Source organism: Pseudoalteromonas sp. 23_GOM-1509m, assembly GCF_000518425.1.
GTDB classification, from domain to species: domain Bacteria; phylum Pseudomonadota; class Gammaproteobacteria; order Enterobacterales; family Alteromonadaceae; genus Pseudoalteromonas; species Pseudoalteromonas tetraodonis.
Genome location: NZ_JADO01000012.1, coordinates 1 through 11,941, shown reverse-complemented (window position 1 = coordinate 11,941; position 11,941 = coordinate 1). Strand labels below are relative to the sequence as shown.

9 protein-coding genes are annotated in these 11,941 nt (G+C 39.6%); 7 read left to right on the top strand and 2 right to left on the bottom strand.

Features of this window, described 5'->3' with window-relative positions; genetic code table 11:
- The first annotated feature begins 1 nt into the window (after position 1).
- The 6 genes from N523_RS0105780 to N523_RS18950 all read left to right on the top strand — a co-directional run bounded on the left by N523_RS0105780 (position 2) and on the right by N523_RS18950 (position 8,104).
- Positions 2 to 3,061: an efflux RND transporter permease subunit gene (locus tag N523_RS0105780; protein WP_028834566.1), complete on the top strand. Its 3,060-nt coding sequence runs from the start codon at positions 2 to 4 to the stop codon at positions 3,059 to 3,061.
- Between the two features lie 238 nt (positions 3,062 to 3,299).
- Complete coding sequence (locus tag N523_RS0105775) at positions 3,300 to 5,282, top strand: GGDEF domain-containing protein (RefSeq protein ID WP_028834565.1); 1,983 nt, start codon at positions 3,300 to 3,302, stop codon at positions 5,280 to 5,282.
- A 295-nt stretch (positions 5,283 to 5,577) separates the two neighbouring features.
- Positions 5,578 to 6,354: an imidazole glycerol phosphate synthase subunit HisF gene (gene hisF / locus N523_RS0105770; protein ID WP_028834564.1), complete on the top strand. Its 777-nt coding sequence runs from the start codon at positions 5,578 to 5,580 to the stop codon at positions 6,352 to 6,354.
- Positions 6,348 to 6,962, top strand: coding sequence for a bifunctional phosphoribosyl-AMP cyclohydrolase/phosphoribosyl-ATP diphosphatase HisIE (gene hisIE / locus N523_RS0105765; protein WP_013463284.1), 615 nt, complete (start codon positions 6,348 to 6,350; stop codon positions 6,960 to 6,962). Before hisF ends, hisIE begins: the two co-directional genes overlap by 7 nt.
- Before the next feature lie 423 nt (positions 6,963 to 7,385).
- Complete coding sequence (locus tag N523_RS0105760; protein WP_028834563.1) at positions 7,386 to 7,901, top strand: hypothetical protein; 516 nt, start codon at positions 7,386 to 7,388, stop codon at positions 7,899 to 7,901.
- A gap of 14 nt (positions 7,902 to 7,915) precedes the next feature.
- Positions 7,916 to 8,104, top strand: coding sequence for a DUF1289 domain-containing protein (locus N523_RS18950; protein ID WP_036959698.1), 189 nt, complete (start codon positions 7,916 to 7,918; stop codon positions 8,102 to 8,104).
- Positions 8,105 to 8,120: 16 nt separating this feature from the next.
- Here N523_RS18950 and N523_RS0105750 read toward each other — a convergent pair whose 3' ends face one another.
- Together N523_RS0105750 and N523_RS0105745 are read right to left on the bottom strand one after the other, a co-directional pair.
- Positions 8,121 to 8,780: an NADPH-dependent FMN reductase gene (locus N523_RS0105750; RefSeq protein WP_028834562.1), complete on the bottom strand. Its 660-nt coding sequence runs from the start codon at positions 8,778 to 8,780 to the stop codon at positions 8,121 to 8,123.
- 68 nt (positions 8,781 to 8,848) lie between these two features.
- Complete coding sequence (locus N523_RS0105745) at positions 8,849 to 10,120, bottom strand: O-acetylhomoserine aminocarboxypropyltransferase/cysteine synthase family protein (RefSeq protein WP_028834561.1); 1,272 nt, start codon at positions 10,118 to 10,120, stop codon at positions 8,849 to 8,851.
- A gap of 334 nt (positions 10,121 to 10,454) precedes the next feature.
- Here N523_RS0105745 and N523_RS0105740 point away from each other — a divergent pair, with 334 nt between their 5' ends.
- Positions 10,455 to 11,525, top strand: a complete 1,071-nt coding sequence (locus N523_RS0105740) for a hypothetical protein (protein ID WP_028834560.1) — start codon at positions 10,455 to 10,457, stop codon at positions 11,523 to 11,525.
- Positions 11,526 to 11,941: the final 416 nt, after the last annotated feature.

The window sequence follows — 11,941 nt, the reverse complement described above, 5'->3', positions numbered from 1 at the left end:
CATGGATTTAGCAAAGTGGACAATAAATAATAAATTAATTAGCACTATACTCATCATTTTAACGCTTGGCTTTGGTTTTTCGTCATACAAAAACATGGCTCGGTTTGAAGACCCCGAATTTATAATTCGCACCGCGCAAGTATTTGTTTCTTATTCAGGCGCGAGCCCGCTTGAGGTTGCTAAAGAAGTGACCGAGCCGCTTGAGCGTGCCATTCAAGAACTACAAGAAGTTGATACTATATCGTCGACCTCATCTACAGGGTTATCTGAAATTAAAGTAGAAATTAAATCAGAATTTTCGCCAACCAAATCTGAGCTACAAGTTATTTGGACTAAACTCAGAAACAAAATTAACGATACTCGCCCAACACTTCCTCCTGGTACAGGGACCCCCAAAGTGTTTGATGATTATGGCGATGTATATGGCTTAAGTTATTTAATTACTGCCGAAGGTTACTCCCCCGATGAACTGCATGCCTATGCTAAAACGCTACAAAGTGACATTTTACAAGTAGACGGTGTAGCGAAAGTTGCCATGACGGGCGTACAACAAGAGGGGATATTTGTAGAAATTGCCCGAGAAGAGTTAGCCTCTTTAGGTGTATCTATCAATAACATTTACGGTATTTTGGATGAACAAAACGCTGTATTGAGTGCAGGTAATACCCAAATTGGCAATCAACGTATTTTTATTGATCCCACCGGCGAATTAAACTCCGTTGATACCATTAAAAACCTACTGGTAAGTGCCAGCGCTAAAGGTAAAACAATTTACCTAAAAGATATTGCCAATGTATACCGCGGTTTTCAAAGCCCAGCAACCAAGTTAGTGCGCTACAACTCTAAGCCTGCCATATCACTGGGGGTTGCCAGTGTATTAGGCGCTAATGTGGTAAAAGTGTTTGACCGCGTTGATGATAAAGTAAAGCAAACTGAAAACCTCAGACCGCTTGGCATCAGCGTGCATGAGTTTTACCACCAAGGAAAAGTGGTACAAGACTCAGTCGATAACTTTGTGGTTAATGTATTAGTCGCGCTGGTGATTGTCATGGTCACGCTACTGCTATTTATGGGGTTGCGCTCTGGGATTATTATTGGCGCCGTATTACTGCTAACCATTTTTGCCACCCTTGCTACCATGGACTTTAGCGGTATACCCATGCACCGTATTTCCTTAGGTGCGCTTATTATTGCCCTCGGTATGATGGTTGATAATGCGATTGTGGTGACAGAAGGAATTTTGGTAGGCACACAACAAGGGCGTAAAAAGTTAGACATTGCCAGTGAAGTTGTAAAACAAACTAAATGGCCACTACTTGGCGGCACATTAGTCGGCATTGTTGCCTTTGCACCTATTGGCCTCGCACCGGGCGATACCGCTGAATTTACCGGCCATTTATTTTGGGTTATTTTAATCTCTTTGTTATACAGCTGGTTATTTGCCATTACCCTAACTCCCCTGTTTTGTTATTGCTTATTTAAAGAACAAGATACCGATACCTCAGCATCAGCAAAACCAAATAAACTCATGGCGTTATATCAATCGGTTGTGGTGTCGGCACTGCATCATCGCTGGTTAACGGTTACTGTTGTGGTTGCCATGTTTAGTGTGTCTATGTGGGGTTTTCAATTTGTAAAATCAGGGTTTTTCCCAGCTTCCACCACGCCGCAAATGGTGGTTGATTTTTGGTTACCACAAGGCACCGATATTGAAAAAACCAAAAAAGACATGCTCAAACTTGAAGTGTTTGTAAAACAACAAAACGGCGTTGAAGGCATACAAACGCTTATTGGCGGTGGCGGATTACGTTACATGCTTATTTATGGCAGCGAATCACCCAACAGTTCTTACGGGCAAATTTTAGCTAAAGTCGATGACTATAAAAAACTAGATCAACTCTTACCTAGGGTACAAAACTACATCGATAATAACTTTGTGGATGCGCAAGGCAAAGTATGGCGCTTTGTAATGGGCCCCGGTGGTGGCTCTAAAATAGAAGCCACATTTAAAGGCCCCGATCCGAGTGTATTAAGAGAGCTGGCAGCAAAAGCAAAAGCCGTATTAATTGAAGATGGCGGTGCGCTGTCAATTAAAGACACTTGGCGACAACGCATTAGTGTTATTGAGCCACAGTACTCAGCCATTAATGCACAGCGCGCGGGTGTAACGCGCAAAGCGGTTGCCGAAGCACTGCAACAAAACTTTTCAGGGCAAGTGGTTGGGCAGTATCGTGAAGGCGAAGAGCTCATTCCTATTATCGTCAGAGCGCCACAAAAAGAACGCGTAGACATAAACGACATTGGTAACATTCAAGTGCAAAGCAATATCACCGGTGAAACACTGCCTCTTGCTCAAGTCACCAATGGCTTTAAAACCGTATGGCGCGACGGCATATTAAAACGTGAAGACCGTGAATGGACCATAAAAGCCCAAGCCGATCCACTGCCAGGTGAGCTTGCTTCTGAGTTATTTAATAGAGTAAAACCTAAAATAGAAGCCATTGAGCTACCACAAGGCTACCGCCTAGAATGGGATGGCGAATATGGTCAATCGAAAGAGTCTAACGAAATGCTGGCCTCAACTATTCCACTGGGTTTTTTAGCCATGGTACTCATTGTTATTGTGTTATTTAACGCATTAAAACAACCAATTATTATTTGGCTTGTGGTGCCATTAGCCTTAATTGGTGTTGTTTTTGGGCTGGTTACTACACAAATCCCATTAGAGTTTATGGGTATATTAGGATTACTGTCGCTCTCTGGTTTATTGATTAAAAATGCCATTGTATTAGTGGATCAGATGGATATGGAAATTCGCCAAGGAAAACCTGCTTATAATGCCATTATCGATTCGGCAAATAGTCGGGTAAGACCAGTAATGATGGGCACACTCACCACTGTACTAGGGGTTATTCCACTGTATTTTGATGCGTTTTTCCAATCGATGTCAGTGGTACTGGTGTTTGGGTTACTGTTTGCCACCCTACTGACTTTAATTGTGATCCCCGTACTCTACGCGATATTTATGAACGTAAAAACAGATGAACATATACATAGTTAATTGTTGATCACACTGAATCTTGGTCAAATGTTATGAACACTTTGATCAAGATTCACCCTACTTTAGTCAAAAATTACAGAATAAACGCACAACCATAATGGCAATAAACGCACTTTCTAATTATTATATTAATATCAAACAGCAGTATTTTTAAATTAACGATAACAATTCTACTGTCCGCCCTATATTAAATTTAGTCGCTTTTGTTATTCAATAATAATTGGCTCGGAAACTTTATATGCCATTACAACGCTTACTTATTCTTTTTATATCACTGGCGTTAAGTGAAGCCATTATTATGATGTTATTGGCATCATTTGTTACGAAATATACAGGCATCTGGTTTTCTGTAATATTAGATGCCAGCCTTATCTCATTCATTGCTATTATTACTATTCACTACTTATTTAATGATAGTGACTTTGTAAAAAACCAACAATCGAGAACCGAATTCCTAACATTTAAAATAGCTATGATCGTTTTTACGATTGAGGCTTTAGTTATGTTTGCCTTTAATTTTGACGAATTTGTTTTACAGCAATGGCAAGTCATAGCAATTGATAGCTTAATACTCAGTAGTCTGAGTGTGCCGATAATTTACTTTTCCATTATTAAACCTGCCTTCTTGCCCTTACAAGAGCAAAATTCGCAAAAGCTAAACACAACCATATTTACTAGCCAACTGACCTATTTTTGCTCTGCAATTATTTTATATATTGCCTTGTATATGTTTTACGAAAACCAAATACAAACGCGTATAGGTTCTGTTATTCAAAAAGAGAAAAATGAGTTAAAACAAGCTAAATATTCGTTTTTACAACAACTTAATCATGCATCTCGTGATCTGTTAATTCTTAAAAATAATCACCACTTTAAGGAACAGCGTTTTTTTAGTAATGAAAACAAAACACTATTAGAACAGGACTATTTTAATTTTATCACCATAAAAAATTATTACACCCAAATAAGAATTCTTAGCTTAAAAGGCCAAGAGTTAATAAGGGTGCAAAGAGAAAATAACAGTACCGTTATCGTACCTCCAGACAAGCTTCAAGATAAAAGCGATCGATACTACTATAAACGCGGGATAAAGCTCAGCCCTGATGATATTTTTATATCTCCATTAGATTTAAATATTGAAAATGGTCAAATTGAAAGGCCATTAAAACCAATGATCCGTTTAGGCTCAGTGCTAGTTGACAAAAACAATGAAAAGATTGGCTTACTTATAATAAATCTCGGAGGTGTGCATTTACTTAGTCAATTAGAAAATATTTCTAAAAGCTCACTAGGTGACATTATGCTCTTTAATGAAGAAAGTTACTGGTTATTTGGTGATGTACAAAAACAATGGGCTTTTATGTTTGCCAATAAACCCCAGCAACGTTTTCAAGATATCCATCCAGATATATGGCAAGCGATGGAAACTAAAACAAATGGGATCATTGAAAAGGATAACAACATTTATATTTTTGAACACATGACCTTACTAGATCAAGTACCAACACTTGATAATCAGAGAAATAGCAACGGGAAATGGCCCAAATGGAAGTTAGTAAATAAGGTCCCTCTATCACTGATTGAAAACGAATTTAGTAGTTTAAAAAAATTGATTGTTTTGCTCTATCTAGGTGTAATGTTATTAATGATATTTGTTATTTACACCTTTGCTAATCACACTATCGCCAGACGAGAATACGAGGCCAAAGTAGAAAGTTATGCGTTTGTAGATAGCTTAACAGGACTTTATAACCGTAGGATATTTTTAGATAAGCTTGATAAAGAACTAAATAAAGCCCAGTTCAATGAGTCACCATTAGTCCTCATGTATTTAGATTTAGATTACTTCAAGCCAATAAATGATGAGTTAGGCCATGGTGCAGGCGATGAAGCACTTAAAGAAGTTGCAACGCGCATAAAAAGCTGTTTACGTAAGCACGATATTATTGCTCGAATAGGTGGAGATGAATTTGCAGCAATTTTGCCACAGTTAAATGATAAAGACGTGATCTCTGAGATAGCACAAAGAATCATTACAAATATTAGCAAACCATTTATTTTATTTGACCAAAAACGCACGCTCGGAATAAGTATAGGAATTACCATCACAAACGGACAAGCTCATACTAGCTTAGAAGTAAAAACACACGCAGACCAAGCACTTTACGAGGCTAAAAATTCCGGTCGAAACTGCTATCGGTTTTCTAAAGAAACACGCTAATTTTTAGTATTTTATGAATTTAGTATACGGTTTCAAGATTGCGCGTTTTTCCGGAATGAATTATCACTTTTAGTTCTAGCTTTTACCATTAACATAGCGCAAGTTTTATTATATAGTGGAGCCAAGAATTCATTGCATAGTAATGCATTTAGATTCATTCATTAAATTAACTATTCATTTTTATTAAAAATATAACATATCAAGTGCAGTCTATGTGTTTTCTAATGAGTTATACCAATAACAAACGTAATAATAACCATATTACAATCCAGAATTTTAAAAACGAGGTAAGCGCATGTTATCAAAACGCATAATTCCTTGTTTAGACGTAAAAGACGGCCAAGTCGTTAAAGGCGTTAAATTTAAGGGCCATGAGGTAGTCGGCGATGTTTTAACACTTGCTAAAGCCTACAGTGAAGCCGGTGCCGACGAACTGGTATTTTACGAGATCAGTGCAAGCGTTGAAAAACGATTACTCGATGTAAATTGGGTAGAAAATATTGCCCGCCATATCGATATTCCATTTTGTGTAGCGGGTGGCATTAAATCGGTAGCCGATGCAGCGCGCGTACTTGAACGCGGCGCTGACAAAATCAGCATTAATAGCCCTGCCATTGCTCGTCCTGAGCTTATAAAAGAGTTACACGATGAGTTTGGCAAGCAGTGTGTGGTTGTCGGTATTGATAGCTTTTTTGATGAAACGACCGGTGAATACTTAGTGTATCAGCTTACAGGCGATCCTAATGCCTCAAGCCGTACTCGTTATAAAACCCAAGAGTGGGTTCAGCGGGTGCAAGACTTAGGCGCTGGCGAAATTGTTTTAAACTGTATGAACCAAGATGGCGTTCGTAATGGTTACGACAACGAGCAACTAAGCAAAATACGCGAGCTATGCGACATCCCTTTAATCGCCTCAGGGGGCGCAGGCACAATGCAAGATTTTGTTGATGTATTTAAACAAAGCAAAGTAGATGGTGCACTCGCAGCCAGCGTTTTTCATAAAAACGTGATTAACATTGGCGAACTAAAACAATTTTTAATAGATAACCAAGTGGCAGCCAGATTATGCTAGTAACGCAAGAAAACCTAACTCAAGTTGATTTCGCTAAAAGCGAGATGATCCCTGCCATTGTTCAAGATGCACGCTCTGGCGTTATTTTAATGCAAGGTTTTATGAATAGCGAAGCGCTTGCTGTCACGCTTGAAAGTAATAAGGTTACTTTTTATTCGCGTTCTAAATCGCGTTTATGGACCAAAGGCGAGTCATCAGAAAACTACTTAAACGTGGTCTCTGTGCATACAGATTGCGACTACGATTCAATTTTAGTATTGGCAAACCCAGAAGGGCCAACGTGCCATTTAGGCACGCAAAGCTGTTTTGGCGATGCTGCAAAACCAAGCTTAAGCTTTTTAGCGCAACTTGAAGATGTGATTGTTGCACGTAAAAACGACGATCCAGCTAAAAGCTACACCGCGTCTTTATTTGCTGAAGACTTAAGCCGCAGCTGCCAAAAAGTAGGTGAAGAAGGCGTTGAAGTGGCGCTTGCGGCAATGAAACACGACAACAATGAGCTTACTAACGAATCGGCTGACTTGTTGTATCACTTAATTGTGTTACTACAGCGTCAAGGCTTAGAGCTCACCGATGCAGTTGCTTGCCTACAAGGGCGTCATAAGTAAAACCGCCTGTTACTGTATGCGCCATTTTGTGGCGCACTCAGTATGTTAAAACCATAAATTCACTTTAAATTACACCTTGCGAATAGCATTTACTCCCTCCCTTAGGTATTCTTTAACTAGGGTCTGTTGACCTTTGCGGATTAAAATTTGTTCAAACTAGGGGCGGTTTAATCGCGGCGCGAGGTTTGCAACCTAGTGGGCTAAGTCAAAACCGAGCAACAAAGAGTAAATCGCCCCTAGGCAGAACCCGAAGGGCAGCGCCTGTTTGGCATTGATGCTGCGTTATCACCTATTTATGGGGAATAACCACACTACATAGGCTCTGCCTTGCCTAAATACCAAACAGACTGCTGCAAATTCAACCTTGAAAGGTCAATAGACCCTAATGTTCAAGGAATAGCTATTACAAAAGGATAGCGCATTATGAAAACCTATATATCGCTGGTATTAACTGGCCTAATTTTATCTGGCTGTAGCAGTTTAACCACTGAACAAAAAGCTAAACTAGATAACCTAACTCCCTGCGAAAAAATGGATGGGCTGATTGCCGCCTATGACAATCGCTTTGCAGCGTTAAAAGACACCAAAGTAAAAACACCTTATTTAGATGTGTGGAGCGCAAAGTACAACGTATTTGGCAATAACTGCCAAGTAACCAGCTTTAACAATCAAACCGTGACCTATCGCTGTCAAGAAAACTACAAAGACCAACAACAAGCCGTTGCCATGCATCAACAAGCCGTTGAGCTCACTCGCCAATGTTTAACAAAAAATAGCAACTGGTTAGAAACACAAAAAGAGTCGGAAACCTCTCTGCGCACCACCTTTGTACTTGATGATAAATCGCCGGTTATTTCTGTTTATACCAGCAAAACCTTATCAAAAATTAAAACCTGGTCTACCTCGTTAGAAGTAGGAAAGCCCGTCGCCACTAAATAATTACGAGAGAATGTATGCGCCTAACACCCAGTAAACAATCCACTCATTTAAAAACAGACTGTATCGGTGAATGTTATAGAATGAATGGCTACTGTACTGGGTGCGGGCGCACAAATGACGAAATATTCGACTGGATTATTTTAACCGATGAGCAAAAGCAAGCTATATTGGCCTCCCCTCGTGAAGATGCCAAAAAAGACTAGCTTAAATTTATAACCATTAAGGCGCATTACGTTGTGATGGGTCACGTTTAAAGTCTTTACTTAATCGCTTAGGGTCTAACGCTTCACGTTGTTTGCTAGCACCTTCTGCCCACCAAATTAATTGATTAAACGTGCGCGAAAAATAGCTATCCCACGATATTTGCTCTGCCGCATTATTTGCGTCACCACTTTCAATAAACACGTCTTGCGCTTTTGGTACATGGATCATTGCTGATACCGGCAAACAGCCCAGTTCACTTAAAAAGCTGCGCATACCAACAGCAGCGCGCACGCCGCCCCACTGCCCTGCAGAATAGGTAACAATTGCGCTGGGTTTATAGCCAAATAAAGAACTACCAAAGTGGTTTAGCAAATTAGCGAGTGCCGGACTCATCGAATGATTATATTCAGGGCTCACCATAACAAAGCCATCGCTGGCTTTAATTTTTGCTGCTAAATCATCAAGTTGTTTAGGTACCTCAGCCTGCGTATAGGCAAAGTGCGGTTTAAACACAGGGTCTAAATCATAATCGAGCGGATCAATAAGCTCTATTTCGTGTTCAGAGTAGTGCTCAAGCAAACAACGCTCACATGCTTTTGCTACTCTCTCCCCTAAACGCGCAGGCTTAGGTGGGCTACTTTTTCTAACCGAACCGAGAAAAATTAAAAATTTCATGTATCTGCACTCCTTTTTGATTACAAAAATAAATACCTCAAAAAAGTTTGAGGTATTTACTGTACAATTTAGGCCTTATCAAGCGCTTGGCTTACATCGGCAATAATGTCGTCAATGTTTTCAATACCCACCGATAAACGAATTAAATCGCGGCTAACGCCCGCATTGGCCAGTTCTTCATCATTTAATTGGCGGTGCGTAGTAGATGCAGGATGACACGCCAGCGATTTAGCATCGCCAATATTAACCAAACGTAAAATCATATTGAGGGCATCAATAAAGCGCGTACCGGCTTCAAGGCCACCGGCAATACCAAAACTTAAAATACCTGACGCCTTACCATTAGTAATTTTTTGGCTCATTTCGTTATATGGGCTTGATTTTAATCCCGCGTAATTAACCCACAGCACCTTAGGGTGGCTCTCTAGGTATTCAGCAATTTTTTGCGCGTTTTCGCAGTGGCGATCCATTCTTAGCCCTAACGTTTCAAGGCCAATTAAAATATCAGAGGCGTTTTTAGGCGCAAGCGCCGCACCTGTATTCCTAAGGGGTACAACGCGACAACGTCCAATAAACGCCGCCTCAGCAAACGCATCGGTATACACTACATTATGGTACGACGGATCAGGCTCGTTCATCATCGCAAAACGGGTGGCATTGGCTTTCCAGTCAAACTTGCCCGAATCAACAATCATGCCGCCAATAGCGGTTCCATGGCCGTTAATGTATTTAGTGAGTGAGTGCACCACAATGTCGGCACCTAACTCAAATGGACGACACAGATACGGCGTAGCCACGGTGTTATCTACAATTAAAGGCACCCCTTTACTGTGGGCAATTTTCGCAAGGCGAGCAATATCAACAATATTCCCAGCAGGGTTACCAATTGACTCGCAAAAAACCGCACGGGTGTTTTCATCAATCGCGTTTTCAAAGCCGTCAAAATCATCGGCTTTAATCATCCGTGCTTCAATACCTTGGCGCGGCAAGCTGTGAGCAAATAAGTTATAAGTACCGCCATACACTTGGCTGGTGCTTACAATATTAGTGCCCACCTCACATAAACATTGAATTGCATAAGTAATTGCTGCCATACCCGAGGCCACAGCCAGCGCACCAATGCCGCCTTCCATCGCGGCAATACGCTGCTCAAGTACCGCATTGGTCGGGTTCATAATGCGGGTATAAATATTGCCCGCCACCTTTAAATCAAATAAATCAGCGCCATGCTGGGTATTATCAAAGGTGTACGAAGAGGTATTATAAATCGGCACCGCCGCCGACTTAGTGGTGGCTTCAGATTCATAACCATGGTGCAACGCTAAAGACTCAAGTTTCATAATTTATTCCTTCAATATAGTTACATTTAACGTAGCATTTAATGGTTACAAAGTGCACATGAAATATACTAAAGAATGTTGAAGGAAATAGATTGAATACTGTATCTAGCTAAGTGATCAAACTACCGTTTGCTCATATATTCAAGAAAATGGGCCAAGCGCGCATATTAATCTGTTCTTTATTACTTAATAACAATAAAAACTTAGTGATAGTAATATGTTAGATAATTTGTTAAAACTATATAAAATAAAAAAGTGAGCGCGACATTGGCAGAGATATGCGCGATGAGCGCACTATTAAATTGTTAGAAATTTTTTTTGGAATATGATGTAAATGTCTAGAGAACATGGATATGTAATTACAATTGAATTCTCATCCGATGATAGTAGTTCGCTATTTTCTGGTAAAGTTTCTTATCCTTTCTCTAAGTCTTACAAAGACGAATTGACTATCACGGATAATAAAATAAAAATTGTTGCTTATAGAAGCAATAAAGTCATTCTTAAAGGAATCTTTGATAACCACAATAGTGCACTGTATACACAGATTATTAAATCATTGGTCTATTATTACTGTTCTGTAGGTAAACCCAACGAAATAAAGAAAATTGAAATTAACTATATTTATAATGGTGCAATTAAGGACGGGCTAATTTTTCTAGGTAATAAAGTTAAGCAACTCGTTGATAATGAAGATGACCTCTCACGTTTGAATAAGATAAAGGCCGATGAGCTAGAGATTATTTTCGAAGAAAGTACCAAAGGGCATTCTTACCTAATTGCTTTAACGCATTTGGTAAAATCATTTTGTTCAGAGAGTTCGTATGATTCATTTGAAAGAAAATGGAAATCTTTCAATGCAATATATCGACAAATTTCAAATAAAGATAATGAGTTTCAGCGTCAAGTATTTGTTCGTGATCACTTAATTAAGCACCCAGAGCTTTATCCCCTGACTTTTGATGTGGTAAGTAAACTGACAACAGCTGATATTCGCGACCGAGTCCGTTGGATTAAATTTATTCACAACAACTTTTCTACTTTGAAACAAACTGAAAATTTTAAAAATTTTGTTATAGCGAATGAAGATTATCGTTTAGCAGAAATCAATAAGAGTACTTTGACAGTACGTGAAAAGTTCTTAAAAGATAAAGGTTTTTATCAAGAAGTAGAGGCGCACTTAGATAATCATATTAAGAAAAAAACAATCAATAATTCGCACCTAACAGCAACGCTGTGTATCAAGTATATGTACTTTGTGCGCAATAAGTCTGTCCATGCTGAGATAGTTGACTCGGGTTTTCGCTTAACTTCAAACACCAAAGAAGAGAGAGAAGTGACATGGTTGTCTAGTTTGCTTGAACTGCTACTTATTGATTTAGTTAATGCACACTCAAATTTCTAACAAACGGTTCATGGTGGGACGCAAAAAGCTTGGCTTGCACTACTTCGTCGATAATTATAGCCAAGCATTTTCCGCCCCATAACCGGGCGTTGGTATGACTCCCACTGTCAAGTTAAACGCACTGACCCTTGCCTAACTTTTTAAGCCATAATTACTTCTGCTCGAATTAGAGCGAGTTAATACATAGGATGAAGCAAGTAATGTCGTCGGTTATCTTGCTGATATTCGTTGATTATTACTATTTCTAGTAACAGAGCAGACCTTACTTAGTTCGTCGTGGCACCTGTCTTCAGTCTATGTTCGTGGTTCAATGCAGCGTTAGCTGCATTGCCATCCTAACGCCGTCGGTGGTTGTGCCACACCCGATGCTTGATCCCATGCACTAACTCTAATTCGTTTATCATGCGGGTACTCTT

Coding starts and splice junctions, on each gene's coding strand:
- N523_RS0105750 (WP_028834562.1), bottom strand. CDS start 8,780: ATGAAATTTTTAATTTTTCTCGGTTCGGTTAGAAAAAGTAGCCCACCT.
- N523_RS0105740 (WP_028834560.1), top strand. CDS start 10,455: ATGTCTAGAGAACATGGATATGTAATTACAATTGAATTCTCATCCGAT.
- hisF (WP_028834564.1), top strand. CDS start 5,578: ATGTTATCAAAACGCATAATTCCTTGTTTAGACGTAAAAGACGGCCAA.
- N523_RS0105760 (WP_028834563.1), top strand. CDS start 7,386: ATGAAAACCTATATATCGCTGGTATTAACTGGCCTAATTTTATCTGGC.
- hisIE (WP_013463284.1), top strand. CDS start 6,348: ATGCTAGTAACGCAAGAAAACCTAACTCAAGTTGATTTCGCTAAAAGC.
- N523_RS0105745 (WP_028834561.1), bottom strand. CDS start 10,120: ATGAAACTTGAGTCTTTAGCGTTGCACCATGGTTATGAATCTGAAGCC.
- N523_RS0105780 (WP_028834566.1), top strand. CDS start 2: ATGGATTTAGCAAAGTGGACAATAAATAATAAATTAATTAGCACTATA.
- N523_RS0105775 (WP_028834565.1), top strand. CDS start 3,300: ATGCCATTACAACGCTTACTTATTCTTTTTATATCACTGGCGTTAAGT.
- N523_RS18950 (WP_036959698.1), top strand. CDS start 7,916: ATGCGCCTAACACCCAGTAAACAATCCACTCATTTAAAAACAGACTGT.